Raw genomic sequence first — 25,211 nt, 5'->3', positions numbered from 1 at the left:
GCGTCATGCCTGGTACATGGCTCGCTTCTCGAGCGCCGACACGGCGAAGCCGACGAAAGAACTGATCGGCGCGACATTGACCCCGATCACCACTGGAACGGTGGGAGCCGATGTGGTGGTGATCATGATCGCGCCGGTGTCGTCGAACTCCACCTTCGACTCCACCCCGGAGGTGCTGGAGGAGGTGTAGAACGGCCACAGCCCGTTCTTCTTGTTTTCGGTGATGGTCTGCTGCTGCTGCTCGCTGTACGTGGTGTTCGCCTTCACCACGATGTTCATGGTGTCGGCAATCAGCAGATTGATCGCGAAGCGCTGCATGTTGCCCTGGGTGCCGAAGGTGTTCTCCCAGGTGATCGCGCTACCCGTGCGCCACGGCGGGTCCCCCTGGTTGTGGTAGGCCAGACCGAGTGCGGCGGATTCGTACCACGCGCCGGCGTTGGTCTGGAAGAGAAGCAGGTGCTCGAACGATGCTTCGACCCTGAACGAGCTGCTCGCGAACTGCTTGCTCACCTGGTCGTCGCTCGAGCTGCCCTCCCACAGGCCGAAGAGGCCGGAGTGCTGCCCGGCGGCCCAGGTGTGCGACACGTTCGAACTCGTGGTCGAGCTGTCCACCTTGAAGGTGCGTGTGGGTGCGTCTGCGAGCTCTCTCACCATGTCCTTGTAGCCCCGAGCCCAGTCCGGCTGCAGCTTGCCGGCCTTGTAGGTCAGCAACGAGAACTGGGCGGAGAGGATCGGATCGAGGACGATCGCGGCGTAGTCCGCCGCCCCGATCTGAGCAACATCGGGCGCGTACTGCATCGCCCACGAGAAGAAGATCTCCGAGTACTTGGCCACCGGGGGCGTCGGCTTGAGTCCCCCCAGGTAGGCGGTGAAAGCGATGAAATTGTCCTCGCCGATGTCCTTCTTGACGTCGATGGAGGTCGCCGGCTTCAGTGCGCCCATCAGCGCGCTGAAGTCGGAGAAGAGCTGGTTTCCGCCGCTGGCAACGTAGTTCTGATTCAGCGAGAGGGGAGGGATGTTGTTGAACAGAGTCCACAGCGGTGTGTCTCCCTCGCCCTTGGAGAGGGGGGAGCCGGCTGGAGAATCTGGAAGCGGTCGGGCGATTGCTGCAGCCCATCGCACATCGCGTTGTACAGCTGGTTCTGAACGTCAACAAAGGACATGAGTGTCTTCCTCTCGGGGTGCCATGGCACCGCTGGTGCGCCGTGTGCTGTGCCCACCGCGTGGATGAAAATGAGTCAGGCCGACTGTGGCCGAGATCAACATTGGTTCCGACCTGAACTGCCGCGACACACTCGCCCCTTGAGGGCGAGGAATGAACAGAACGGACCCCGGCCGGGGGTCCAGGCCGCCACAACAGTGGTCAGGAACAGCCGGGCTCCGAAAATTGACGCGCGACTGTGCTCGCACCGACGCTTCTGGTGGCAACGATCGCATACGCACAGCAGGCGGGCAGGAAGACGTGGGCCGGGTGGGTGAGGCTCGGCCTGGACGCTCTGGCAGGTATGGGTGATCAGGCTGCGCAGGCTGCGGCCCGGGCGGGCTGGACGGCGCGGATGTCCTGATCCGTGGGTCGGCCTGGGCCGTTGGGCGCCACCGGGCGGCGATGATCACCCGGCTGAGCTCGGCGACCACGTCGGACAGGGCCGGGTCGGGTGGCGGGGTTCACCGTGGGGGACCGGAGCGGCGAGAGCTGGAGCGCGACGGGGGTTCGCCACGACGTCGAACTGCGTGCTCGACCGGCCACCGACGCGGAACCCGATGACTACTCGGCCCGTCGGTGACCGACCTCTGACGTCCGGTCAGGACTGGGGGCCGTTCGGGCGCAGACCCCTGCGAAGACCGGCGCTCACTCGGTCGCGATGTCCGTCACCACCAGCTCCGCCGCGCGCCCGACGCTGCCGGCGGCCCGGGCGAGCAGCGGGCCCACGGACCAGTGCAGGGGCCCGTCGGCGGTGGTGACGGTCAGGTCGAGGCCGGGCTCGAAGCGTTCGGCGGAGAGCGCGGCTGCGGCGTCCGGGAGTCGCCGCTGGACGTCCTCGAGCAGGGCCCAGGCCCGGTCGTCGAGGTGGCGTCGGGCCACCGGGTCGCAGGCGGCCAGGGCCTCGTCGAGCCCGGGCGTGCGAGGGTCGAGGGATCGCAGCCGGGGGAGCAGTTCCGGCGCGCCGAGGACGGCGGCGGCGCGCAGCGACAGCGGGTCGCCCTCGGACCACTCCAGCAGGTCGGCGAGCAGGGGGACGGCGCGGGGGTCGTGCCGGACGGCCATGCCCCGGATGCCCTCGCCGCGGGCCTCCGGGAAGTCGTCGGTGGTCCGTGCCCAGAGTGCCGCCCGCACGGCCGGAGTGTCGACGGGCAGCTGGAATCCCAGCCCGAAGACGGCCCAGTTGCGGACCTCCGGGTCGGGGTCGGCGGTCAGCCGGATCAGGGCGGGTACCTCCGGATCGCCCGGCCGGTCCGGCGCCACCCCGGGGAGGGACTGCGCCACCGCCCGGCGGATCCCGGGATCCGGGTCCTCGGCCAGGGAGACCAGCAGGGGCACCGCCCGTTCGTCCTGGGTCGCGGCGAGCGCGTGGATCGCGATCCACCGCACCGTTTCGTCCCGTTCGGCGGGGAGGAGAGCGAGCAGCCGGGCCGCGGCCTCCGCCCGGATCGCCTCGTGCAGGTTGCTCGCCCGTCGCAGCAGCCGGCACCCCACCGTGCGGGCCGCGGGGTCGGCGGAGGCGATCAGGCCGGTACCGAGGCGCAGCGCCGTCGGACCGTCCTCGGCGACCCGGTCGAGCAGCGCGCCGACCGCTTCGGCGTCCTCCCGGCCGGTGAGCCGGCGGGTCGCTGCCACGGCTTGGTCGATCAGCGCCGATGCGCCCGCGGTGTCCATGGCCCCATTCTCGTCCTGCCGGCGCAGGCGCCGGCGCTCGTGCCGGGTCACCCCTGGGCGTCGGCCAGCCGTTCCTGGGCCTCGGCGAGGTCCTCGGCGGTCGGCGCGTCGTCCTGGGTGAGGCTGAGCCGCCAGTAGCCGGCGAACTCGACCGAGCGCCGGTCCAGGCCGCGTTCCCGGAGGAGGTGGCGGCGCAGTGCCCGGACGGTGCCGGACTCCCCGGCCAGCCAGGCGGCCCCGAGGCCGGGCAGTTCGGCGGCGCGTACGGCGTCGACCAGTGCCGTGCCGTGGCCGGGGGCGGCGCCGTCGCGGTGCAGCCAGTGGACCGTCAGTTCGGCCCGGGTCGCGAGGTGCTGTTCCTCGGCCGGGTCGGCCACCTCGACGAAGGCGGTCGCCGCGGCGCCGGCGGGGAGGGCTTCGAGCAGGGTGCCGAGGGCGGGCAGTGCGCTCTCGTCACCGGCCAGCAGCAGCCGGCCGGTGGTGGCGGGCGGCCGGGCGTAGAGCGCGGAGGGCCCGACCATGCCGAGGGTGTCGCCGGGGGCTGCGGTCGTCGCCCAGCGGCCGGCCGGGCCGGCGTCGCCGTGCAGCACGAAGTCGATGTCGAGCTCGCCGAGGGCGGGGCGCCGCGCGCGGATCGTGAAGCTGCGCATCCACGGGCGGTCGTCCTCGGGGATCGCGAGGAAGGCCTGGTACCAGCGCATCACGTCGCCGTCCGGGTCGGCGGCGGGCAGCCGGGGCTCGGCCTGCCCGGCCCGGGGGAAGCAGAGCTTCACCTGCTGGTCGGGCCAGTGGCCGGGCAGGGCGTCCGGGCCGAGGCCGCCGAAGGTGACGCGCAGCATGCGGGGGGTGATCCGCTCGGCGGCGGTGACGCGGACCAGCGTGACGGGCAACTGTTCCATGGGTCCTCCTGATATCTTTATGCCGTAAAGATATGACGCTCGCTCGACACTTTACGCCATAAGGAGATGCCCGTGGTGGTATTCGCCGGACAGGGCGACGCCCGCCGCTCGATGGACCTGCTGTGGCGCGGGAACGGCCCGGCCGCCGCCGTCCGCCGCCCGGGGCCGGGCCCCCGCCCGGGGCTCACGGTGGACGCGATCGTCGAGGCCGCGGTGGCTGTCGCGGACGCCGACGGCATGCCGGCCCTGTCGATGCGCGCCGTCGGCGAGCGGCTCGGCCGCACCGCCATGGCGCTCTACACCTACGTACCGGGCAAGAGCGAACTGGTCGACCTCATGTACGACCAGGTGCTCGCCGAGCTGCCCGCCGGGTACCCGCAGGCCGCCGGCTGGCGGGCCGCCGTGACCGCCTGGGCCGACGACAGCTGGGCCTTCCACCTGCGCCACCCCTGGGTGCTCCAGGTCTCCCAGGCCCGCCCGGTGCTCGGCCCCAACGAGTACCGCGCGCTGGAGGCCCTGATCGGAGCCCTCGCGGGCACCGGCCTTCCGGGCGGTCGGCTGCGCCGGATCGTCGGCGCGCTGGTCGGCTACGTCCGCGGCTCAGTGCGGACGGCGGCCGAGGCCAGGGAGGCGGCCGCCGCCACCGGGGTCGGCGACGACGAGTGGTGGTTCGGCCGGGCCTCGCTGCTCGCCGAGGTCGCCCCGGACTTCGCCGAGCGCTTCCCCCTGCTGGCCGCCCTGGAGCAGGACCGCACGGCCGCCTTCGAGCAGGACGACAGCGTGCCGTACCAGGAGCGCGAGGCCCGGGAGACCTTCACGGCCGGCCTCGCCGTCCTCCTCGACGGGGTCGAGGCGGCGATCGCCCGGGCCGTGCCGCCGGCCTGAATGTTTCGTTCTCCGACACGCCGCGCCGGTCCTTGGCAATTCTGGGTAAATTCGCCGCCGGTGCGCCGGTTCGGCCCTGGGGGCGGGGAAGTTCGTCGGCTACCGTAACCGCGAGATCCACCCTCCCGTTGTGCAGGCCCGGGGGCGGTCCCGCCGGGCGGCGCCGCCCGCGCACCGCCGCCGACCCGGCCGATCCTGCGCACCCGAGGCCTTCCGGGGCACAACGCCGTGTCCGAACCATCTGAACTTCCCACCCGAGGTCCGCAGATGAAGCTCACCCCCCACGAGCAGGAACGCCTGCTCATCCACGTGGCCGCCGACGTGGCCCGCGGCCGGCAGGCCCGCGGACTGCGCCTGAACCACCCCGAGGCCGTCGCCCTGATCACCTCCCACGTGCTGGAGGGCGCCCGCGACGGCCGCACCGTCGCCGAGCTGATGGAGTCCGGCCGCCACGTGCTGAGCCGCAAGGACGTCATGGAGGGCATCGCCGAGATGATCCCCGACGTCCAGGTGGAGGCCACCTTCCCGGACGGCACCAAGCTGGTCACCGTCCACGGGCCGATCCTGTGACGCCCGGCGAGATCCTGTACGGGGAAGGCGACATCGCCCTCAACGCGGGCCGCCCCGTCACCCGGCTGACCGCCGTCAACGCCGCCGACCGCCCGGTGCAGGTCGGCTCCCACTACCACTTCGCCGAGGCCAACCCCGGCCTGGAGTTCGACCGCCGGGCGGCGTACGGCCTGCGGCTCAACGTCCCCGCCGGCACGGCGGTCCGGTTCGAGCCCGGCATCCCCGTCGAGGTCGAACTGGTCCCGATCGGCGGCCGCCGCGAGGTGTACGGGCTGCGCGGCGAGGTCGGAGGCGCACTCGATGACTGACCGTCACTCCCCGCCCCGCGCGGCCCTGCACCTGACCCGCGAACGCTACGCCGACCTGTACGGCCCCACCACCGGCGACCGGATCCGGCTGGCCGACACCGACCTGCTCATCGAGGTCGAGGAGGACCGCAGCGCCGGTGGCGACGAGGCGGTGTTCGGCGGCGGCAAGGTGATCCGCGAGTCGATGGGCCAGTCCCGGGCGGGCCGGGCCGACGGTGCGCCCGACACCGTGATCACCGGTGCGGTGGTGCTCGACCACTGGGGCGTCGTCAAGGCCGACATCGGCATCCGGGACGGCCGGATCACCGCACTCGGCAAGGCCGGCAACCCGGAGACCATGGACGGCGTCCACCCCGACCTGGTGATCGGCCCGGAGACCGAGGTGATCTCCGGCAACGGCCGGATCCTCACCGCCGGCGCGATCGACGCCCACGTCCACTTCATCTGCCCGCAACTGGCCGACGAGGCACTCGCCTCCGGCATCACCACCCTGATCGGCGGCGGCACCGGCCCGGCCGAGGGTTCCAAGGCCACCACCGTCACCCCGGGCAGCTGGCACCTGGCCCGGATGTTCGCCGCGATGGACGACCTGCCGCTCAACATCGGCCTGCTCGGCCGCGGCAACACCGTCAACACCGCCGCCATGCACGCCCAGCTGCGCGGCGGCGCACTCGGCTTCAAGATCCACGAGGACTGGGGTGCCACCCCCGCCGCGATCGACGCCTGCCTGCGCGTCTGCGAGCAGAGCGGCGCCCAACTCGCCATCCACACCGACACCCTGAACGAGGCCGGGTTCGTTGCCGACACCCTGGCCGCGATCGCCGGGCGCGGCATCCACGCCTACCACACCGAGGGCGCGGGCGGCGGGCACGCACCCGACATCATCACCGTCGTCTCGCAGCTCAACGTGCTGCCCAGCTCCACCAACCCGACCCGCCCGCACACCGTCAACACCGTCGACGAGCACCTCGACATGCTGATGGTCTGCCACCACCTCAGCCCGCACGTGCCCGAGGACCTGGCCTTCGCCGAATCCCGGATCCGCCCGTCCACCATCGCCGCCGAGGACGTGCTGCACGACCTCGGCGCGATCTCCATCATCAGCTCGGACTCGCAGGCGATGGGCCGGATCGGCGAGGTGGTCATGCGGACCTGGCAGACCGCCCACGTGATGAAGATGCGCCGGGGCGCGCTGCCCGGCGACGGCCGGGCGGACAACCTGCGGGCCCGGCGCTACGTCGCCAAGTACACCGTCAACCCCGCCGTCGCCCAAGGCCTGGACCACGAGATCGGCTCGGTCGAACCGGGCCGGCTCGCCGACCTGGTGCTCTGGTCGCCCGCCTTCTTCGGCGTCAAACCCGACCTCGTCCTCAAGGGCGGCCAGATCGCCTGGGCCCAGATGGGCGACGCCAACGCCTCCATCCCCACCCCCCAACCCGTGCTGCCGCGGCCGATGTTCGGCGCGACCGGCCGGGCCCCGGCCGCGAACTCCTTCAACTTCACCGCCCGGGCGGCGATCGAGGACGGCCTGCCCGAACGGCTCGGCCTCGGCAAGACCTTCCGGCCGATCCGCAGCACCCGCGGCGTCACCAAGGACCACATGGTCAACAACACCGCCCGCCCGGACGTCCGGGTCGACCCCGACACCTTCACCGTCACCATCGACGGCGAGACCGTCGTCCCCGCCCCCGCCACCGAACTGCCGCTCGCCCAGCGGTACTTCCTCTTCTAGATGTCCGCGCTCCTGCTGCTCGCCGACGGGCGCTTCCCGGCCGGCGGCCACGCCCACTCCGGCGGCGCCGAAGCCGCCGTCAAGGCCGGCCGGATCCACGACACCGAGAGCATGACGGCCTTCCTCACCGGCCGGCTGCACACCGCCGGGCTGGTCGCGGCGGCCCTCGCCGCCGCGGCCGCCCAGGGCGACGACCCGGCCGACCTGGACCTGGCCGCCGACGCCCGCACCCCGTCACCCGCCCAACGCGCCACCAGCCGCCGCCTCGGCCGCCAGCTCCTGCGGGCCGCCCGCGCCGCCTGGCCGCACCCCGCCCTCGACGACCTGCACGCCCGGCACCCACGCGGCGCCCACCAGCCCGTCGCCCTCGGTGTCACCGCGCACGCCGCCGGCCTGACCCCCGCACAGGCCGCCGCCCTCGCCGCGTACGAGAGCGTCAACGGACCGGCCACCGCCTGCGTCCGACTGCTCGGCCTCGACCCGTACGGCGTCGCGGCCGCCCTCGCCCGGCTCGGCCCGCACATGGACGCCGTCGCCGCGCAGGCCGTCCGGGCCGCCGCCGCGGGCGACCTGCCCACCGCCTCAGCCCCCCTGCTCGACGTGTACGCCGAGCAGCACGCCTCCTGGAAGGTGCGCCTCTTTGCATCGTGACCACGTCGACCCGCACGACGCCCCCGCCCACCACGGCTACACCGACCACCGCACCGGCCACCGGCACCGACGGGCCCTGCGGATCGGCCTCGGCGGGCCGGTCGGCTCCGGCAAGACCGCCACCGTCGCCGCGCTCTGCCGGGCCCTGCGCGACGAACTGGCCCTCGCCGTCGTCACCAACGACATCTACACCACCGAGGACGCCGAGTTCCTGCTTCGGCACGCCGTCCTGCCGCCCGAGCGGATCATCGCCGTGGAGACCGGCTGCTGCCCGCACACCGCCATCCGGGACGACATCTCCGCCAACCTGGAGGCCGTCGAGGAACTGGAGGAGGCGCTCGGCCCGCTCGACCTCATCCTGGTCGAGTCCGGCGGCGACAACCTCACCGCCACCTTCAGCCGGGGCCTGGTGGACCACCAGATCTTCGTCATCGACGTCTCCGGCGGCGACAAGATCCCCCGCAAGGGCGGCCCCGGCGTCTCCACCTCCGACCTGCTGGTCATCAACAAGACCGACCTGGCCCCGCTGGTCGGCGCCGACCTCGACGTGATGGCCCGCGACGCCGCCGCCCAACGCGGCGACCTGCCGACCCTGTTCAGCTCCCTCGCCGCCCCGGACGGCATCCAGCCGATCGCCGCCTGGGTCCGGGCCCGCCTGAACGCCTGGACCGCCGTTGACCAGCACGCTTGAGGCACTCGCCCGGATCGTCGCCGAACCGGACGGGCGGGGCGGCACCGCCCTGCCCGTCCTGGCCGGCGCCGGCCCGATCGCGCTGCGCCGCACCCGCGGCGACCGGGTCACCCTGATCGGGTCGATGGCCGCCCCGCTCGGCGGCGACCGGCTCGCCCTGCGGGTCGACGTCCGGCCCGGCGCCACCCTCGAACTCACCAGCGCCGCCGCCACCATCAGCCTGCCCGGCCACGACGGCGGGCCCGCCCACTACACCCTCGACCTCACCGTCGGCGAAGGCGCCCGGCTCGTCTGGCTGCCCGAACCCGTGGTCGCCGCCACCGGCAGCCGGCTGATCCTCACCACCCGGATCACCCTCGCCCCCGGCGCCCGGCTGCGGTACCGCGAGGAACAGGTGCTCGGCCGGCACCACGACTGGTCCCGCGGCGCCCCACCCGGCCGCCTCACCTCCCGCCTGACCGTCCACCGGGCGGGCCGCCCGATCCTCGACCAGCAGACCGACCTCGGCCCCGGCGCCCCCGGCTGGGACGGCCCCGCCAGCCTCGGCGGCCACCGCACCGCCGGCCAACTGCTCACCGTCGGCCTCCCCGCACCACCGCCGCCACCACCGGGCGGCGACGCGGCGCTGCTCGCCCTCCCCGGCGAAGGCGCCACCCTGCTCACCGCCCTCGCCCCGGACGCCCTCGCCCTGCGCCGCCTGCTGACGAACGATCGACAACGGTGCGTCGAACCGGTCACCCACCGACCCTGACACCGCATCAGGCGGGCACCCGCTCCGTCCCGCCGTGCCCGGCCGCCGACGGCGAACGCCACACCGCACCGGCCACGGCCGCCAGCCCCGGCAGGGCGGCGGCCGCGACGAACGCCGCCGCCGGCCCGCACCGGTCGACCAGCACCCCGGCAGCGCCCGAACCCAGCGCACTTCCCAGGTTGAACGCGGTGTTCACCCAGGCTCCCGCCTCCGTCCGGCTCCCCGCCGGGACCAGCGCGTCGACCAGCAGATACGAGGTGATCAACACCGTGTCCGTGCACGCCCCCGCCAGCAGCAGCGCCACCACCGCGCCGGGCACGGCCGGGACCAGCACCGGCAGGGCGTAGCAGCCCGCGGCGAGAGCGGCCAGCGCCCACAGCCGCCGCGCGGGCGAGGCCCGCCGGCCGCGGCGCCCGTACGCCAGGCCGCCCAGGCCGCCGCCGACCGTCCTGCCGATCGCGACGCAGGTCCACAGCACACCCTGGCCCGGCCGGGTGTCATGGTCACGGGAGCACCGGCATCCCGGCACGGCACCCCGCAACCGCCGCCACCTGCTGACCGCGGTTGACCAGTGTGAGTAGGAACTACTCTCTCCGGGCCCTCGGCCCGGGTGGAAGTCTTCACCCCAGGTCGGGGAGACACCGCCGTACCGCAGCAACGGGACTCCCGACGCCTCGAACGCCTTCCCACCGACGGCTCGCGCACCTGTCTGTCGTCGTCACGCTGCCCACCGGTCGGCGGAGGAGGCGCCCCACCCGATCAACGAAGGAGGTATCCATGACATTTCGGCAGCTCATGAACCGAATGAGGCCCGGGGTGACGGTCGTGACCGCTCTCACCCTCACACTCTGCGGAAGTGCGCTGGTCGCGGCCCCGCCCAGCCAGGCATTCGGCACCATCATCGGCGGCGGCCAGAACGCCGAGCACGAGAAGATCACTCGCAGGGCGCTCCGGTGCACGGGTTCCGGAGGGCACTCCGACGCAGCGAACAGCTGCTTCGAGGCACGGTCACTCGACCAACTCGCCGGGCACACGGGCACCTTCGGTGCGGTGGGTGCGCCGGACATCACCGAGGTGACGGTAGCCGCAGCCCACTGCGACAATGCGGACTACCGCCCTTCCGTCCCTCTCGCGAGGTATCCGCGGTCACGGGCGCAGGCGACTGCCGTACTTGTGGACTGCATCGACCACCTGAAGAGCAGGTACAACCAGGGCGTGAGCGCGGGCGGAAATCTCGTCGGCCCGGCTCCGCTGTACCGATCGGATGCCGATGAATACGACCTGCGGCACGACTGCAACTTCGCACTCGTCTCGAGCAGGGAGAAGTGTGACGCGCTGGAGGGGTTCGGCCGGGCACTGCACGGTATCCAGGACTTCTATTCCCACAGCAACTGGGCCGACCGGGAACGGACCGCGGTGCCGGTGAGCTCCACCAACCCCGTGGGATTGAACAGGTCGACCACGGCACCTTTTCTCAACATGCGTGCCGCGACGGTCGACACCTCCACCATTCCGCATGAGCTCAGCACCGGCTGCTTCGAGCTGGTGGGCGACGACGAGTGCCGGCACCGGGTGACGCACGACACCCTCAACAAGGACACCGGAGTCATCAGCGTCACTTCCAGTCACGTCGGATCAGGCAGCACTCCAAGAGGAGGAATCCGGGACAACTTCAAGAGCGCGGTCGACGGAGCGGTGGCCGAGACCGTGCTCCAGTGGGCGACGTTCCGCGCGGAACTCCGTTCCAGGTACGGCACCACGCGGGGCAATCTGATCGCGTGCGTGATGACCCATGACCGACCGCAGGACGACTGCCTCCCCGAGTAGGAACGTCAATGCCCCTTCGTGCCGGAAACGGTTTCCTCTCGCGACTCGGTCAACTCACCTGCGTCACGACCGCGGTGGTGGCGTTCCTCCTCCTCGCGAGTCCCTCCGCACAGGCTGTTCGGGGCGGGGACGACGCTCGTGCCCGCTCGTACGTGGCTTCCCTGCAGACCGTCCGGGCGAGCGACGGAGGCCACTTCTGCGGGGCGACGCTGGTGACACCCCAGCTCCTGATCACAGCGGCTCACTGCGTGACCGGGCGGCGGCCGACCGATGTGCTCGTGCATCTGGGCGCCGAGTATCTGGCGACCGGCGGTGAAGATCACCTCGTCGACCGCATCGACATCCATCCGGACTTCGACCCCGCCACCTACGCGCATGACCTCGCGGTCATCGGAATCAGGACCCGAGCAGCCGGCGCGAGTGCGTCGATCGTCACGCAGGCGCCCGGTACCGGACGCCTCTTCGTCGAACTCCTGGGGTGGGGCCGTACCTGCCCGTGGTCGAGCTGCCGACCGTCCTCGCATCTTCAGTCGATCGAGTCCCGCACGGTGCCCGCTTCACAGTGCGCCGGCTACCTCGGTTCCGGCGATCTCTGCGCCGCGAATCCCGAGGGATGGCGGGGCCCCTGCTACGGGGACTCGGGCGGGCCCGCCCTCGATCCGGCAGGCCGACTGACCGGGATCATCAGCAGAGGCCCGGGAGGCATCAACTGCGGCGAGGCGCCGTTCACTCTGACCGCCGTGGGAGATCACCTGCCCTGGCTGCGAAGCCTGGGTGTCACCTGATGAACGGCAGGGACGGGCCCTGCACATCCGACCCAGTCCGGCCGCACCCGAGAGAGAGGTCCGGGACAATGATCCCGATCCGAAAGAAGAGATCTGCGCTCGCCCTCGTCCTTGCCGCGATGTCCGTTCTCCTGGCCGCCCCGGGACAGGCTTCCGCCGACGACCCACGGCCCCCGTTTCTGGGCGGATCAGGGGCCTTCGGCGTCAATGACGTCGATGTGAACGACATAGTGACCCCCTTTGCGGGAGCGCGGCCCGAATACCGGCGCTCCCCGCTCTTCCAGGTGAATTCCCGGGACGCCCCGTTCTACGCGGACGACCCCTTCTACGCCAGGGAGATCTTCGCCCGGGCGGATGCCGTCGCCGCCGAGGAGGGGACGAATGTCGTCCATTTCGAGCTGTTCGCCTGGAGCATCCCGGCGTCCGATTCGCCGGCCGATCATGCGGCGGCGGCCGACTACCAGGAGCGAGTCCGGACCGCGTTCGTCCTGAACGTCACGACCTCCGACGAGGCGTCGGGTTGGCGCTGCGTCAGGCCCACCTACCAACAACTGCCCGACCCCCGCCCCGTCGGCGGCCGCATCGGACCGACCTACCCGCTCGACCGGCACAACCCGTCGACCTCACCGCACAGGCCGGAGGCGCTGCTGCGGCAGATGGCGCGGCGGTACGACGGGTGGACACCCGAATTTCATCTGCGTGCCGAGTACGTCCGCTGCGAGAAGGCGTAGGAAGCCGTCGGCCTGGACCCGGCGCTTGACCTGGTCGACTCGCGAGCCCACCCGAAGGGCATTACGGTCCAGGTCTACCGGCCCGGCGGGCCCCCAGTACGCAACGGACGTGCCGACCCCGAGCACGGGACGCCGGCGCCGCACGAGACGACGACGGCCGTGCCCACGGCCGGTACAGGTGTCCGGCGATGGCTTCGCCGAGTCGGATCGCTCACCGTCCGGCGTACCGGACGGCCCTGGAAAGAAATCCGGGCGGCGGTGTCGGATCGGAGCGGAGGTGTTCGTAGTAAGGGTGAGCGGTCGCCCGCGAGGGGCGTCCCCGAAGCACAGGAGATGACACGAGATGCAGTATCTGGTTTCCGTGATCGCCGACGCGAACGACCTCGCCACCCCGGACGAGCAGGCCGCGATCGACGTGTTCAACGACCGGCTCCAGGCCGAGGGGCACTGGGTCTTCGCCGGCGGCCTCGGCGGGCCCGGTACGGCGACGGTGATCGACAACCGCGGTGCGGAGGCGTTGTTCACCGACGGGCCCTTCGTGGAGTCGAAGGAGTTCCTCATCGGCTTCTGGATCATGGAGGCTCCCGACCTCGACGTGGCGCTCAAGCTGGCGGCCGAGGGGTCGAAGGCCTGCAACCGGAAGATCGAGGTGCGGCCGTTCCTGCAAGCGTGATCGACGTCCGGGAGGCGATCACCCGGGCCCACCGCGAGGAGTGGGCGCGGGTGGTCGCCACCCTGACCAGACGTTTCGGTGACCTCGACATCGCCGAGGAGGCGGCGGCCGAGGCGTTCGCGACCGCCGTCGAGCGGTGGCCGGCCGACGGCGTACCGCCCAACCCCGGCGGCTGGCTGACCACCACCGCCAACCGCAAGGCCATCGACCGGGTCCGGCGCGAGCACAGGCGCGGCGACAAGCAGAGGGAGGCTCAGATGCTGCACGACGACGACCCGCCCGAGCCTCTCGGCGCCATCGACGACGAGCGGCTCCGGCTGATCTTCACCTGCTGTCACCCGGCGCTGGCGATGGAGACCCGGGTGGCGTTGACGCTGCGCATGATCGGCGGTCTGACCGTCACCGAGATCGCCCGTGCCTTCCTGGTGCAGGAGAGCGCCATGGGGCAGCGGATCACTCGCGCGAAGGCCAAGATCAAGGCGGCTCGCATCCCGTATCGGGTGCCGTCCGCGCGGGATCTTCCGGCACGCGTCTCCGGTGTACTGGCCGTTCTCTACCTCGTCTTCAACGAGGGCTACCTGGCGACCGGCCCCGACACCGATCCCGTACGTCACGACCTGACCGCCGAGGCGATCCGGCTCACCCGCCTGATCCGAGCCCTCATGCCGGACGACGGTGAGGTGGCCGGGCTGCTGGCGCTGATGCTGCTCATCGAGGCTCGCCGGACCGCCCGGGTTTCGCCGAGCGGCGAACTGATCGCCCTCGACGAGCAGGACCGTGGGGCCTGGGACGCGGCGCTGATCGCCGAGGGCCACCGGCTGGTACGCGAGCGCCTGGCCGCCGGTGCGGCTCCGGGCCGCTACCAGATCCTCGCGGCGATCAATGCCGTGCACACCTCCGCCCGCGACGTACGCGACACCGACTGGTCGCAGATCGTCGCCCTCTACGACCGCCTCGTCCGCCTCGACCCCTCGCCGATCGTCGCGCTCAACCGAGCCATCGCGATCGCCGAGCTCGACGGCCCGGAGGTGGCACTGGCGGCCGTCGACCGTCTCGAGGACAGGCTGGCGGGCTATCACGCCTATCACGCGACGCGCGCCGACCTGCTGCGTCGGCTGGGCTACGGCCGGAAGTCGCGCGCGGCCTACGACAGGGCCATCGATCTGGCGGGCAACACCGCCGAGATCGCCTACCTGACGCGCCGCCGCGACCAGCTTGGGTAGCGCCCTTCCGGTGTGACCTGGCGACCGGCCGGAGCGAACACCCGGCCGCCGACCAGCACTGGGAGCCGCCATCTGAAACCGGGAGTCACAGCTCTGCCCGAGGTCGCCGGCCGTAGGGTCGACGCATGCTCCTGTGGATCAACGGCCCCTTCGGTGGCGGCAAGACCCAGACGGCGTACGAGCTCCGGCGCCGGCTGCCCGGCAGCGTCGTCTGCGACCCCGAGCACCTCGGCTTCGGCCTGCACCGGATGCTGCCGCCGCCCCTGCGCGGGGACTTCCAGGACCTCTGACCCCGGACGCGGACGGCGCGGCACGCCACTGCCGGGTCACCTCGCGGCGCCGCCGCACACCGCCGGCAGCGGTTCGCCGATGGCCAGGCCCCGGTCGAAGGCAGCCACCACGTGATCCGCCCGGTCCGGGACGAGCGTGAGCGCCCAGGCCCGCAGCCGTGGCAGAAAGCCGGCGAGATCCCGCTGGGCGTCGCACAGCAGCCCGGGCAACGCGTCCCGGGACAGGTCCACGTGGGGCACCGGGGTCGGCCTCCCGGCGCTGTCCTCGGCACCCCAGGCCCACACCCTGGCCGCGCCACCGCCCGGGTACTCGATCCACGGCCCCGGGTCGTGGCCCAGGTCGACCGGCCCACCGTCCAGCGCGGCCAGCCAGTCACGCCACTCGAAGAGGTCGCAGCAGCAGCCCGGTTCCACCAGCACGCCGCGGCCCGGGTCGTGCACCAGAAGACCGCCGGGGGCGTAGAACTCCTCGAAACCGTCGAGCAGTTCCAGCGCCGCCGCCGGCGTCCGCGGCAGGTCCGCCTGGTCCATGGCACCGGACACGCCGTGGAAGACGACCGAGTACACCGCCGCCCCGACCTCCTCCGGGGTCATCGACCCGTGCAACGGCAGCCAGGGGTCGCCCTGCGCGGCCGTCGGCCAGGCGGCGCACCGGGCGTACTCGGGGGCGACGCGGGCGATGACGGGGATCAGACGAGGCATTCCGGAAGAGTAGAGGACCGGCGAGAACGCCGCTCCTCCTTTCCGCGGTGCGCGACAGGCACCGGATCCGGGTGGGGCCTCGTCGTGCTGTACGTGCAGGCGACCCTGCGGCTGGACGACGAAAGCCCCGTCCGATCGGACGGGGCTCACGCGCGCGGGACACGGGACAGGGGTGCTCAGCCGGCTTCGGTCGCCTGGCGGCCGCGCTTGTCGAGCGAGGCCAGGTAGGCGTTGTACGCCACCAGCTCGGCGTCCCCGTCGCGGTCGGCGGCGCGGTCGCGGCGGCGGGCCTGGCGCTCCTCGGACTTGGCCCACTGGAGGGTGAGGGCGATCAGCACGATCGCGGTGGGGATCTCGCCGAAGGCCCAGGTGATGCCGCCGGCGATCTTCTGGTCGTTCAGCAGGTCGGTGCCGGGCGGGGCGGTCTCGGTGCTGAAGGTGGTGACCAGTGGATGGGTGGCCATCATCACGGCGACGCCGAAGAAGGCGTGGAACGGCATCCCCATGAAGAGCTCGATGATCCGCATCACGAACCCGGGCCGGTGCGGACCGGGGTCCACGCCCATGATCGGCCAGAAGAACAGCAGGCCGACCGCCAGGAAGTGCCCCATCATCCCGAGGTGCCCGAGCCGGTACTGCATCAGGTGGTCGAACAGCGGGCTGAAGTACAGCGCGTACAGGCTGGCGATGAACAGCGGGATGGTGAACGCCGGGTGCGAGACGATCCGGATGTACCGGCTGTGCAGCAGCAGGACCAGCAGTTCGCGCGGGCCGCGGCCGCTGCCCCGGCCCGCCGGGCGCAGGGCGCGCAGGGCGAGCGTGATCGGGGCGCCGAGCAGCAGCAGGATGGGGGAGAGCATGCTCAGCACCATGTGCTGGATCATGTGGGCGCTGAACAGCACCATGCCGTAGTCGTTCAGGCCGGTGCAGGTCACCAGCACGATCGTGCCGATGCCCGCGAGCCAGGCGACCATGCGGCCGATCGGCCAGCGGTCGCCCCGGCGCCACAGCCGGACGGCGCCGGCCACGTACAGGCCGAGCGCGAGCAGGCCGGCGACCAGGTACGGCCAGTCGGGTGACCAGCTGAGGCTGGAGGAGAAGGTGAACGGACCGAGCGTCCCCCCTCCGTGGTGGTGCATGCCTGCCATGCCGTCGCCCATCGGCGCGTCCTGCTTTCCTCGTGGTGCGTCGGGCGGGCCGGGCCTGCCGGGTCCGGTTTCGTCCGTTTTGCTTCGGGGTCAGCCTAGGCGGGGCTTACGCGGGGCCCGTACCCGCCCCCGGGCCCGGGTGGGTTCCGGCTGGTCCGTGCCTGCTATCCGGCGCGGCGCCGGGTGTCGGCCGGCGTCGTTCGGCGAGTCCGGTGGAGTCGGTCGCCGGGTGCGTGGTGGACTCCGAGGCCGGGGTGGACCACGGAACCCTTATTGTTCTTTCTCGAAACAAATCCTATGTGGAGGCCCTGATGATCACCGCCCCCTACCGGGCCGCCGAGGATCGCTACGACGGCTCGATGCGCTACCGCCGAACCGGCCGCAGCGGCCTTCAGCTGCCGGAGATCTCGCTCGGCCTGTGGCACAACTTCGGCGACGACCGCAGCCTCGATTCGCAGCGGGCGATCCTGCGCCGCGCGTTCGACCTCGGCATCACCCACTTCGACCTGGCCAACAACTACGGCCCGCCGTACGGCTCCGCCGAGGCCAACTTCGGCCGGCACCTGGCCGCCGACTTCCGCCCGTACCGCGACGAGATGATCATCTCGACCAAGGCGGGCTACGACATGTGGCCCGGCCCGTACGGCGAGTGGGGCTCGCGCAAGTACCTGACGGCCAGCCTCGACCAGTCGCTGCGGCGGATGGGCCTGGAGTACGTCGACATCTTCTACTCGCACCGCTTCGATCCGAAGACCCCGCTCGAGGAGACCATGGGGGCCCTCGCCTCCGCCGTCCGGCAGGGCAAGGCGCTGTACGCCGGCATCTCCTCCTACAATGCGGAGAAGACCCGGGAGGCCGCCGGGATCCTGCTCGACCTCGGTGTCCCGCTGCTGATCCACCAGCCGTCCTACTCCATGCTCAACCGCTGGATCGAGGACGACGGCCTGCTCGACGTCCTCGCGGACGAGGGCGCCGGCTGCATCGGCTTCGCGCCGCTCGCGCAGGGCATCCTCACCGACCGCTACCTCAAGGGCATCCCCGCCGACTCCCGGGCCGCCCAGGGCAAGTCGCTGGACCCGGCCGCCCTCACCGAGGAGACCCTCGGCAAGCTGAACGGCCTGAACGAGGTCGCCGCCCGCCGCGGCCAGACCCTCGCCCAGCTCGCCCTGACCTGGCTGCTGCGAGACCCCCGGATGACCTCCGCCCTGATCGGCGCGTCCTCGGTCGCCCAGCTGGAGGCCAACGTCGCGGCCCTGCGGGGCGCCCCGCTCGGCGCCGACGAGCTCGCCGAGATCGACCGGTACGCCACCGACGCCGGTCTCAACCTCTGGGCCAGGTCGACCGAGGGCTGACCACGGCCCGCCGGGCACCGGACGTGCCGCATGCCGCATGCCGCATGCCGCATCCCGGTGCCCGACCCTGCGGTGCGCGCGGTCATCTTCATCCCCTAGCATCTACAGGCCTGTAGACGCTCGCGTGGCCGATCGGCCGGCTCTGCGATGCCGTGCGTGGCGTGCAGCACTCCCGACCGTCCAGACCATCGCGAGGACCCAGCAGCATGAGCGCAATCGGTGTCGGCCAGGCCGTCATCCTCGGCATCGTCGAAGGGGTCACGGAGTTCCTCCCGATCTCCTCGACCGGCCACCTGAAGATCACCGAAGGGCTGATGGGGATCCCCGTCGACGACAAGGCGGTGGTGGGCTTCACCGCGGTCATCCAGGTCGGAGCGATCGCCGCCGTCCTGCTCTACTTCTTCAAGGACATCCTCCGCTTCGTCACCGCCTGGGGCCGAGGGCTGGCCAACCCGGCGGAACGCGGCAACCACGACTACAAGTTCGCCTGGTGGGTGATCTACGCCACCATCCCGATCGTGGTCGTCGGCCTGGCCGCCAAGCCCCTCATCGACGGCCCGCTCGCCTCCCTCTGGGTGGTCGCGGGCTCCCTGATCGTCGGCAGCATCGTGATGTGGGTGGCCGACCAGATGGGGCGCCACCGCCGCGGCGAGGCCGACATCACCCTCGCCGACGCGATGATCGTCGGCTCCTCCCAGATCCTCGCGCTGCTCTTCCCCGGCTTCTCCCGCTCCGGCGCCACCATGTCCACCGCCCTGATCCGCGACCTCGACCGGGTCGCCGCCACCAGGCTGTCCTTCTTCCTCTCGATTCCGGCCCTGACCGGCGCGGGCCTCTACGAGCTCAAGGACGCGACCGGCGGCGGCGTCGGGCTCGCCCCCCTGGCCGTCGGCACCCTGGTCTCCTTCGTCGTCGCCTACGCCTCGATCGCCTGGCTGCTCAAGTACGTCGCCAAGCACTCCTTCAACGCATTCGTGATCTACCGCCTGGTGGTCGGCTTCCTGCTCCTCGGCCTCCTGGGTGCGAACGTCATCAGCGCCTGACCCGCACCGCCACCACCGAAGGCCGCCCCCGCACGGACCGCGAGGGGTGGCCTTCGTGCTGTGTCCGGCGGGCCTTCCGCGCGGACGGGCCTGGCGGCGTCGGATCACTCGCGGTCCGCTACGCGCCGACGACGGGCACCCGGGTCGCCGTCGCCGTCGTCGGCCGTCGGCGGACGCGATGCGGCCCGGCTCGACTGCAGTCGCCTTCGTCCGGACGGGTGCAAGGTGACGTTCCATCGGGCTGCGGTGCGCGTGGACCCGTGCTTCCCTGGGAGTATCCCGCAGGCCAATTCGCCCATTCGGGCGCGACTGTGAAGGAATCCGAAGATGACAGACGACGCGCTGACTCAACGCTGTAACTACACCACGGCCCGACCGACGCTCAAGCTGGGCTCGAAAGGGGATGCGGTCAAGCAGGCGCAGTGTTTCCTCAACTTCTCGCTGATTGGGGATGCGCTTGCTGAGGACGGCGAATTCGGGCCCGTAACCGACGCCGCGACACGAAGGTTTCAGAAATGCGCCGAGATTACGCTCGATGGCATCATCGGCGCCCAGACCTGGTCATTCCTGACGTTCTGGGCCAACTCGACGGGCTTCGTCTGTTGAGCGTTTCCGTCGTCGGCTAGTCTCGCGCAGGGGCGCACGGCGGTTGGGTGCCAACCGCCGTGCGCCGTTCCGTCAGGCCGCCATCGGCACCGATTTGGCAACGATGAGTCGTTGGCCGACCTTGATGAGATCGGGGTTGGGGATGTTGTTCCACTCGACGAGCTGCTCGACGGTCGTGCCGAACATACCCGCAATGGCCGTGAGCGTGTCACCCGATCTGACGGTGTAGAAGAAATCGTGAGATGAATTCGCCCACGTGACGATGAGTCGTTGGCCGACCTTGATGAGGTCGGGATTGCTGATGTTGTTCCACTCGACGAGCTGCTCGACGGTCGTGCCGAAGACAGCCGCAATGGCCGTGAGCGTGTCACCGGATCTGACGGTGTAGTAGGTGATGTTCGCAGTGTTTGTCGTCATATCTCAGAGCGTAATCCGATCGGATCCGGCTCGCTCGGGAAGAGCGCCATCAGTGCGCCATCCGTAGATCGTGATCTCCACGGCCGAGTCGGTGCACGGTGTCGTGGATGGGCCTGACGACGAGGGCGCGACCTGATCTGACCTGACCGGGACCGGGCCGATCGAAGCGCCGTCCGTCCGGAAGTGACGACATGTCACCGGAGCTCGTCCGGCCGGCCGATGCGACGCGATGTGATGCGGAGTGCAGGTGGCCTGCGGTGCGGTGGCCCTGCCGGCCGTACCCGGGCGGGTGTCGCGAGCTCTGTGCGAGAACGACGAAGGCAAGGGAGAATCCCGTCCCTTGCCACTCTCAACTTATAGCGCACCGGGGGGCTTGCGGCAAGACCCCGGTCATGCCGCAGAATCGCTGGCCTAGGCCAGAACTTGCCGAAACGGGGATTTGCAAAGTGCGTGTGTTGTTGTCGGTTTACGGATCGTGCGGCGATGTCGAGCGGCCGGGGGTGGGATTCGCGCCGCCGCCGGGGGTGCTCGGCGCCGAGGTGTGGGTGTGTGTGACGCCGGACTTCGCGGAAGCGACCCCGGATCGGAGCCGGTGACGTGAACCTCCTGACCACCAGTGCGTTCGACCTTCCCGACCGCCTCTCCACCAAGGCCGCCCCGACGCTGATCGCCGGCGACGATCAGCACTTCGCGGCCATCGCGGAGAGCCTCGAACAGGCGATCGCCGAACTGTCCGACCGCCTCGACGACCTGCGCAAGGCGCCCGGCGGCGTCGGCCGGGAGGCGATGGACCGGGACGCGGAGATCCACCGGCTCACCGGGCGCCTGCGCGCCTTGAGCCGCTTCGGTCTGGACCTGTGTCTCGGACACGTCGTCAGCACCGACAGCCCCGAGCCCGTGTACATCGGACGACTCGGCCTCACCGACAGCGCGGGCCGGCGGCTGCTGCTCGACTGGCGTTCCCCCGCGGCCGAGCCGTTCTTCGCGGCGACCCATGCCAGCCCGATGGGTCTGGTCAGCCGCCGCAGGTACCGCTGGACCCGCGGCCGGATCAGCGACTACTGGGACGAGGTGTTCACCGCGGAGGGGCTTGAGGGGCACGCCGCGCTCGACGACCAGTCCGCCTTCATCGCCAGCCTGGGCGGCAACCGGTCGTCCCGGATGCGGGACGTGCTCGGCACCATCCAGGCGGACCAGGACGCCATCATCCGGGCGGGATCCCGCGGCACTCTCGTCGTCGACGGCGGTCCGGGTACGGGGAAGACCGTCGTCGCCCTGCACCGCTCCGCCTACCTCCTCTACTCCGACCCCCGCCTCGGCCACCGTCGGGGCGGCGTGCTGTTCGTCGGTCCGCACCAGCCGTACCTGGCCTACGTCGCCGACGTCCTCCCCAGCCTCGGGGAGGAGGGCGTGCAGACCTGCACCGTGCGGGACCTCGTCGCCGAGGGAGCCGGAGCGGCGATCGAGACCGACCCGGACGTGGCCCGCCTGAAGTCGTCCGCAAACATGGTGAGGGCGATCGAGACGGCCGTCAGGTTCTACGAGGAACCGCCCGCGGAAGGCATGACGGTCTCGACCGACTGGGCCGACATCTGGCTGAGCGCCGACGACTGGGCCGAGGCGTTCGAAGCGCCGGAACCGGGTACTCCGCACAACGAGGCGCGCGAGCAGATCTGGGAGGAGCTGCTCACGATCCTGATGGACAAGCACGACGGCGACGTCTCGCCCGAGCAGTTCCGGAGGGCGCTGCGGCAGGACGAGGAACTGGTCACGACCCTCAACCGTGCGTGGCCGCTGCTCGAGGCGGCCGACCTCGTCGGTGACCTCTGGTCGGTACCGGCCTACCTGCGGCTGTGCGCTCCCTGGCTCGGCCCGGACGAGGTTCGCAAGCTGCGGCGCAAGGACGCCCAGGCCTGGACGGTGTCCGACCTGCCGCTCCTGGACGCGGCACGGCACCGGCTCGGTGACCCGGAGGCGGCACGGCGCAAGCGTCGGCACGAATCCGCCGTCGCCGCCGAACGCGCGCGCATGGCCGACGTCATCGACCACCTGCTCCAGGCCGATGACGACGGTGAGGGTGCGGTGACGATGCTGCGCGGACGGGACCTGCAGGACAGCCTGATCGACGACACCGCCCTGCCCGGCGCCGACCCGGACCGGCTCGCCGGCCCGTTCGCGCACATCGTCGTGGACGAGGCTCAGGAACTGACCGACGCGCAGTGGCAGATGCTGCTGCTCCGCTGCCCTTCCCGGAGCTTCACCATCGTCGGTGACCGAGCCCAGACCAGGGACGGGTTCACGGAGTCGTGGCAGGAACGGCTCGAGCGGATCGGGCTCGACCGGATCAACGTGGCCTCCCTGAGCATCAACTACCGGACGCCGGAGGAGGTCATGGCGCAGGCCGAGCCGGTCATCCGAGCCGTGCTCCCGGACGCCAACGTGCCGACCTCCGTCCGCAGCAGCGGCATCCCCGTGGTGCACGGGTCCGTCTCGGATCTGGACTCGATCCTCGACACCTGGCTCGCCGAGCATGCCGAGGGGACCGCCTGCGTCATCAGCGCCGGTGACCTCGGTGATGGCACGTTCCGGGCGACGTCCCGGGTCCGGTCGCTGACCCCGGGGCTGTCGAAGGGGCTCGAGTTCGACCTGGTCGTCCTCATCGATCCGGAGACGTTCGGTACGGGTGTCGCAGGAGCGGTCGACCGCTATGTCGCGATGACCCGGGCGACCCGGCAACTCGTCATCCTCACGAGTTCCTGACGTCGGCCAGGGCGGCGTGATCACCGCCCGACCACCGCGCGGACCGCGCGCTCAGGCGTCTGCCCGGGCTTCGCGGTCCGCGCGCCGGGCCGGGTCGGGCGCCGATGACGGTGCCGGACCGGGGTTCGGGAGCCAACGGTCGTTCAGGAGCCGGCGGCCGGGACGAGGGTGTTCTCGTTGGTCCGGCCCGCGGCGAAGTCGTCGACGTTGCGGGCGGTGGCGGCGATGATCTGGCCGACGGCCGTACGGGTGAAGTAGGCCTGGTGCGAGGTGACCAGCACCTGGGGGAAGGTGACCAGCCGGGCCAGGACGTCGTCGGTGATGCCCACCAGGGAGCGGTCGTAGAAGAAGACGCCGGTCTCCTCCTCGTAGACGTCCAGCCCGACGCCGGAGAGCCGTCCGGCGCGCAGGGTCTCGACCAGGGCGGCGGTGTCGACCAGGCCGCCGCGGCTGGAGTTCACCAGGATCGCGTCGTCCTTCATCCGGGCGAGGGCGGCGGCGTCGACGAGATGGTGGGTGGCGGGCACCAGCGGCACGTGCAGGCTGATCAGGTCACTGCGGGCGAGGAGTTCGGCGAGTTCGACGTACTCCATGCCGAGGGCGAGGCAGGCCGGGCTCGCTGCGATGTCCCAGCCGAGCAGGCTGGTACCGAAGCCGTGGGCGATCCGGGCGAAGCAGGTACCGATCTTCCCGGTGCCGACCACACCGACGGTCATTCCGTGGATGTCGCGTCCCAGCAGGCCGTCCAGCCGGAAGTCGAACTCGCGCGAGCGGTTGCTCGCCCGGGCGAGATGCCGGTTGACGGCCAGGGCGAGTGTCCAGGCGTGTTCGGCGACCGAGTGGGGGCTGTACTCCGAGACGCGGGCGACGGTCAGGCCGAGTTCGGCGGCGGCTTCGAGGTCGATGTTGTTGAATCCGGTGGAGCGCTGTGCGACGAGCCCGGTCCCGCCGGCGGCGAGCAGGCGGAGGGTGCCGGCGTCCAGCACGGAGTTGACGCTGCTGCTGACCGCCGGGTGGCCGGCGGCCAGCGGGGCCGTGTCGCGGTTGAGGAAGACCGCCAGGCTGCGCAGCTCGTGGCGGCCTTCGAAGGCGCTCTCCAGGAGCGGTCGCTCGTCTGCCTGGACGCCGTAGGCGAGGATCTTCATCCCCTCACCGTAGGCAGGTGCGAGGCGGGCGGCGGCTCTGCCGCGCCGGGGGAACCGCGTCCGGGGGAGTGGCCCGACGCTCTCACGGATCGGGCCCCGCGCTCCCGGGTCCGCGGCTTAGGATCATGAAATCGTCGGACGAAGGTCCGACCGTCGTACGGGGGAGATTCCATGATGTCCACTCACCGGCTGGCCCGCCGCTCACTGCTGGCGGGCACCGCCGGCGCCGTTCTGGCTGGCGCCGCCGCGTCCACCTCCCGGGCCGCCGCGGCCGATGTCCCGCCGCCGAGCCCGTACCAGGTCAAGCCGCCGCACCAGATCGAGGCGGAGTCGCTGGTGGACTACCTGCGCCTGCGGCCCTGGGGCGACCTGGCCAACCGCTACAAGGTGGCCGACATGTTCCCGGACGAGAGCTCCTCCGCGGTCTGGGGCGAGCCGGGCCGGCCGGAGCAGTTCAGCGTGCTGGCGCAGTGCTCGTCCTTCGTGACCCTGGTGCTGGAGCGCACCTACGGCCCGCGTTCGGCGGCGGACGCGCAGGACCCGGCCCGTTGGGCGACCAAGGAGTACTTCCGCGAGTGGTTCGGCACCGAGCCCGGGAAGCTGTTCCCGACGGCGGAGAAGTTCCGGGCGGGCTTCGCCGACGCCGCCGCCATCCCGCACTTCACCGCCGTCACCAAGCCGGTGAACCTGCGGCCCGGCGACTTCGTCGCCTTCGACTACGACGGGGACGAGACCAGCAAGCCCTACACCGGCCACATCGTGATGATCAGGGAGCGCAAGGGCGTCCTGGCCTCGCCGGCGGACGGCCAGGTCGGTGCGAACGTGGTCCCGTACGTCTTCGAGGTCATCGACTGCACCAGCAACCCGCACGGCAACCCGGCGGCTTCGGCGGGTGCGGAGGCCCTCTACCGGGCGTTCCCCGACACCCGGATCGAGGAGCGGCCCGGCGAGACGCCCGGCTGGAAGGAGTACAACGGCGCGGGCTACGGGCACCTGGTGGTCTACGCGGACGCCGCGACCAAGCTGTTCGCCGGTTACCGCTGGGGTGTCAACTCGACGGTCGCCCACCCGGCGGGCGAGCGGCCGATCGCCGCCGCCCGGGTCTTCCAGGGCTGAGCCGGCGCCGCCGCCCCGGACCCGGCCCGGG

The 25,211-nt window shown here is 71.5% G+C and carries 25 protein-coding genes and 1 pseudogene; 18 read left to right on the top strand and 8 right to left on the bottom strand.

Annotation, left to right across the window (positions count from 1 at the left end; translation table 11 throughout):
- Positions 1-3 precede the first annotated feature (3 nt).
- The 3 genes from OG871_RS06160 to OG871_RS06150 form a co-directional block, all read right to left on the bottom strand.
- Complete coding sequence (locus tag OG871_RS06160; RefSeq protein WP_371494784.1) at positions 4-1,122, bottom strand: hypothetical protein; 1,119 nt, start codon at positions 1,120-1,122, stop codon at positions 4-6.
- A 727-nt stretch (positions 1,123-1,849) separates the two neighbouring features.
- On the bottom strand, positions 1,850-2,875 hold the full coding sequence (locus OG871_RS06155) for a HEAT repeat domain-containing protein (RefSeq protein ID WP_371494783.1): 1,026 nt from the start codon (positions 2,873-2,875) through the stop codon (positions 1,850-1,852).
- A gap of 47 nt (positions 2,876-2,922) precedes the next feature.
- Positions 2,923-3,774 carry a siderophore-interacting protein gene (locus OG871_RS06150; RefSeq protein WP_371494781.1) on the bottom strand — a complete coding sequence of 284 codons (852 nt, stop codon included), beginning with the start codon at positions 3,772-3,774 and terminating at the stop codon, positions 2,923-2,925.
- Between the two features lie 72 nt (positions 3,775-3,846).
- On the opposite strand from OG871_RS06150, the gene OG871_RS06145 reads away from it, so the two are divergent.
- From OG871_RS06145 to OG871_RS06115, 7 genes are all read left to right on the top strand, one after another.
- Positions 3,847-4,659 carry a TetR/AcrR family transcriptional regulator C-terminal domain-containing protein gene (locus tag OG871_RS06145; RefSeq protein ID WP_371494779.1) on the top strand — a complete coding sequence of 271 codons (813 nt, stop codon included), beginning with the start codon at positions 3,847-3,849 and terminating at the stop codon, positions 4,657-4,659.
- 267 nt (positions 4,660-4,926) lie between these two features.
- Positions 4,927-5,229, top strand: coding sequence for an urease subunit gamma (locus OG871_RS06140; RefSeq protein ID WP_371494777.1), 303 nt, complete (start codon positions 4,927-4,929; stop codon positions 5,227-5,229).
- Positions 5,226-5,537 carry an urease subunit beta gene (locus OG871_RS06135; protein ID WP_371494775.1) on the top strand — a complete coding sequence of 104 codons (312 nt, stop codon included), beginning with the start codon at positions 5,226-5,228 and terminating at the stop codon, positions 5,535-5,537. The genes OG871_RS06140 and OG871_RS06135 overlap by 4 nt, the downstream gene beginning before the upstream one ends.
- Positions 5,530-7,269, top strand: a complete 1,740-nt coding sequence (locus tag OG871_RS06130) for an urease subunit alpha (protein ID WP_371494774.1) — start codon at positions 5,530-5,532, stop codon at positions 7,267-7,269. Before OG871_RS06135 ends, OG871_RS06130 begins: the two co-directional genes overlap by 8 nt.
- Entirely contained in the window at positions 7,270-7,920 is a 651-nt protein-coding gene (locus OG871_RS06125) for an urease accessory protein UreF (RefSeq protein ID WP_371494773.1), read from the top strand. It begins immediately after the preceding gene.
- Positions 7,910-8,611, top strand: coding sequence for an urease accessory protein UreG (gene ureG / locus OG871_RS06120; protein WP_371494772.1), 702 nt, complete (start codon positions 7,910-7,912; stop codon positions 8,609-8,611). Before OG871_RS06125 ends, ureG begins: the two co-directional genes overlap by 11 nt.
- Complete coding sequence (locus OG871_RS06115) at positions 8,595-9,362, top strand: urease accessory protein UreD (protein ID WP_371494770.1); 768 nt, start codon at positions 8,595-8,597, stop codon at positions 9,360-9,362. Before ureG ends, OG871_RS06115 begins: the two co-directional genes overlap by 17 nt.
- Before the next feature lie 7 nt (positions 9,363-9,369).
- Here OG871_RS06115 and OG871_RS06110 read toward each other — a convergent pair whose 3' ends face one another.
- Positions 9,370-9,840 (bottom strand): MFS transporter, encoded by a 471-nt coding sequence (locus tag OG871_RS06110; RefSeq protein WP_371494768.1) that lies wholly within the window; start codon positions 9,838-9,840, stop codon positions 9,370-9,372.
- 299 nt (positions 9,841-10,139) lie between these two features.
- On the opposite strand from OG871_RS06110, the gene OG871_RS06105 reads away from it, so the two are divergent.
- From OG871_RS06105 to OG871_RS06080, 6 genes and pseudogenes are all read left to right on the top strand, one after another.
- Positions 10,140-11,189 carry a CinY protein gene (locus OG871_RS06105; RefSeq protein WP_371494766.1) on the top strand — a complete coding sequence of 350 codons (1,050 nt, stop codon included), beginning with the start codon at positions 10,140-10,142 and terminating at the stop codon, positions 11,187-11,189.
- 8 nt (positions 11,190-11,197) lie between these two features.
- Positions 11,198-11,974 carry a trypsin-like serine protease gene (locus OG871_RS06100; protein WP_371494764.1) on the top strand — a complete coding sequence of 259 codons (777 nt, stop codon included), beginning with the start codon at positions 11,198-11,200 and terminating at the stop codon, positions 11,972-11,974.
- Positions 11,975-12,042: 68 nt separating this feature from the next.
- The gene (locus OG871_RS06095; protein ID WP_371494762.1) at positions 12,043-12,705 is read left to right on the top strand and encodes a hypothetical protein; all 663 of its coding nucleotides are present in this window, start codon (positions 12,043-12,045) and stop codon (positions 12,703-12,705) included.
- Between the two features lie 343 nt (positions 12,706-13,048).
- Complete coding sequence (locus tag OG871_RS06090) at positions 13,049-13,378, top strand: YciI family protein (RefSeq protein WP_371494760.1); 330 nt, start codon at positions 13,049-13,051, stop codon at positions 13,376-13,378.
- Positions 13,375-14,601, top strand: coding sequence for an RNA polymerase sigma factor (locus OG871_RS06085; protein WP_371494758.1), 1,227 nt, complete (start codon positions 13,375-13,377; stop codon positions 14,599-14,601). Before OG871_RS06090 ends, OG871_RS06085 begins: the two co-directional genes overlap by 4 nt.
- Before the next feature lie 125 nt (positions 14,602-14,726).
- Positions 14,727-14,888, top strand: a pseudogene (locus tag OG871_RS06080) (ATP-binding protein); the annotation flags it as partial.
- A gap of 39 nt (positions 14,889-14,927) precedes the next feature.
- Here the strand turns inward: OG871_RS06080 and OG871_RS06075 are convergent.
- Both OG871_RS06075 and OG871_RS06070 read right to left on the bottom strand, forming a co-directional pair.
- Positions 14,928-15,593, bottom strand: a complete 666-nt coding sequence (locus tag OG871_RS06075) for a hypothetical protein (protein WP_371494756.1) — start codon at positions 15,591-15,593, stop codon at positions 14,928-14,930.
- A gap of 176 nt (positions 15,594-15,769) precedes the next feature.
- The gene (locus OG871_RS06070) at positions 15,770-16,732 is read right to left on the bottom strand and encodes a cytochrome c oxidase assembly protein (protein ID WP_371503224.1); all 963 of its coding nucleotides are present in this window, start codon (positions 16,730-16,732) and stop codon (positions 15,770-15,772) included.
- Positions 16,733-17,052: 320 nt separating this feature from the next.
- Between OG871_RS06070 and mgrA the strand changes: the two genes are divergently transcribed.
- The 3 genes from mgrA (at position 17,053) to OG871_RS06055 (ending at position 19,742) form a co-directional block, all read left to right on the top strand.
- Positions 17,053-18,093, top strand: coding sequence for an L-glyceraldehyde 3-phosphate reductase (mgrA, locus tag OG871_RS06065; protein WP_371494753.1), 1,041 nt, complete (start codon positions 17,053-17,055; stop codon positions 18,091-18,093).
- Between the two features lie 206 nt (positions 18,094-18,299).
- Positions 18,300-19,136, top strand: coding sequence for an undecaprenyl-diphosphate phosphatase (locus tag OG871_RS06060; protein WP_371494751.1), 837 nt, complete (start codon positions 18,300-18,302; stop codon positions 19,134-19,136).
- 327 nt (positions 19,137-19,463) lie between these two features.
- A complete protein-coding gene (locus tag OG871_RS06055) occupies positions 19,464-19,742 on the top strand; it encodes a peptidoglycan-binding protein (RefSeq protein WP_371494750.1) in 279 nt (92 codons plus the stop codon).
- Positions 19,743-19,814: 72 nt separating this feature from the next.
- On the opposite strand, the gene OG871_RS06050 is transcribed toward OG871_RS06055, so the two are convergent.
- Positions 19,815-20,159 (bottom strand): LysM peptidoglycan-binding domain-containing protein, encoded by a 345-nt coding sequence (locus OG871_RS06050; protein ID WP_371494749.1) that lies wholly within the window; start codon positions 20,157-20,159, stop codon positions 19,815-19,817.
- A 597-nt stretch (positions 20,160-20,756) separates the two neighbouring features.
- Here OG871_RS06050 and helR point away from each other — a divergent pair.
- Entirely contained in the window at positions 20,757-22,919 is a 2,163-nt protein-coding gene (helR, locus tag OG871_RS06045) for an RNA polymerase recycling motor ATPase HelR (protein ID WP_371494747.1), read from the top strand.
- Between the two features lie 143 nt (positions 22,920-23,062).
- Here the strand turns inward: helR and OG871_RS06040 are convergent, their stop codons facing one another.
- Positions 23,063-24,064, bottom strand: a complete 1,002-nt coding sequence (locus OG871_RS06040) for a 2-hydroxyacid dehydrogenase (RefSeq protein ID WP_371494746.1) — start codon at positions 24,062-24,064, stop codon at positions 23,063-23,065.
- Positions 24,065-24,235: 171 nt separating this feature from the next.
- Between OG871_RS06040 and OG871_RS06035 the strand changes: the two genes are divergently transcribed.
- Positions 24,236-25,180, top strand: coding sequence for a hypothetical protein (locus tag OG871_RS06035; protein ID WP_371494744.1), 945 nt, complete (start codon positions 24,236-24,238; stop codon positions 25,178-25,180).
- The last annotated feature ends 31 nt before the right edge of the window (positions 25,181-25,211 follow it).

This window comes from Kitasatospora sp. NBC_00374 (assembly GCF_041434935.1).
Taxonomy (GTDB): domain Bacteria; phylum Actinomycetota; class Actinomycetes; order Streptomycetales; family Streptomycetaceae; genus Kitasatospora.
Note: the sequence above shows the minus strand (reverse complement) of the source record. Positions and strands in the feature narration are given on the sequence as shown.

Excerpts from the sequence above, each read along its gene's own strand:
- OG871_RS06155 (WP_371494783.1), bottom strand. The coding sequence starts at position 2,875 with ATGGACACCGCGGGCGCATCGGCGCTGATCGACCAAGCCGTGGCAGCG.
- OG871_RS06150 (WP_371494781.1), bottom strand. The coding sequence starts at position 3,774 with ATGGAACAGTTGCCCGTCACGCTGGTCCGCGTCACCGCCGCCGAGCGG.
- OG871_RS06140 (WP_371494777.1), top strand. The coding sequence starts at position 4,927 with ATGAAGCTCACCCCCCACGAGCAGGAACGCCTGCTCATCCACGTGGCC.
- OG871_RS06130 (WP_371494774.1), top strand. The coding sequence starts at position 5,530 with ATGACTGACCGTCACTCCCCGCCCCGCGCGGCCCTGCACCTGACCCGC.
- OG871_RS06125 (WP_371494773.1), top strand. The coding sequence starts at position 7,270 with ATGTCCGCGCTCCTGCTGCTCGCCGACGGGCGCTTCCCGGCCGGCGGC.
- OG871_RS06105 (WP_371494766.1), top strand. The coding sequence starts at position 10,140 with ATGACATTTCGGCAGCTCATGAACCGAATGAGGCCCGGGGTGACGGTC.
- OG871_RS06100 (WP_371494764.1), top strand. The coding sequence starts at position 11,198 with ATGCCCCTTCGTGCCGGAAACGGTTTCCTCTCGCGACTCGGTCAACTC.
- OG871_RS06095 (WP_371494762.1), top strand. The coding sequence starts at position 12,043 with ATGATCCCGATCCGAAAGAAGAGATCTGCGCTCGCCCTCGTCCTTGCC.
- OG871_RS06090 (WP_371494760.1), top strand. The coding sequence starts at position 13,049 with ATGCAGTATCTGGTTTCCGTGATCGCCGACGCGAACGACCTCGCCACC.
- OG871_RS06075 (WP_371494756.1), bottom strand. The coding sequence starts at position 15,593 with ATGCCTCGTCTGATCCCCGTCATCGCCCGCGTCGCCCCCGAGTACGCC.
- OG871_RS06070 (WP_371503224.1), bottom strand. The coding sequence starts at position 16,732 with ATGCACCACCACGGAGGGGGGACGCTCGGTCCGTTCACCTTCTCCTCC.
- mgrA (WP_371494753.1), top strand. The coding sequence starts at position 17,053 with ATGATCACCGCCCCCTACCGGGCCGCCGAGGATCGCTACGACGGCTCG.
- OG871_RS06060 (WP_371494751.1), top strand. The coding sequence starts at position 18,300 with ATGAGCGCAATCGGTGTCGGCCAGGCCGTCATCCTCGGCATCGTCGAA.
- OG871_RS06055 (WP_371494750.1), top strand. The coding sequence starts at position 19,464 with ATGACAGACGACGCGCTGACTCAACGCTGTAACTACACCACGGCCCGA.
- OG871_RS06050 (WP_371494749.1), bottom strand. The coding sequence starts at position 20,159 with ATGACGACAAACACTGCGAACATCACCTACTACACCGTCAGATCCGGT.
- OG871_RS06040 (WP_371494746.1), bottom strand. The coding sequence starts at position 24,064 with ATGAAGATCCTCGCCTACGGCGTCCAGGCAGACGAGCGACCGCTCCTG.
- OG871_RS06035 (WP_371494744.1), top strand. The coding sequence starts at position 24,236 with ATGATGTCCACTCACCGGCTGGCCCGCCGCTCACTGCTGGCGGGCACC.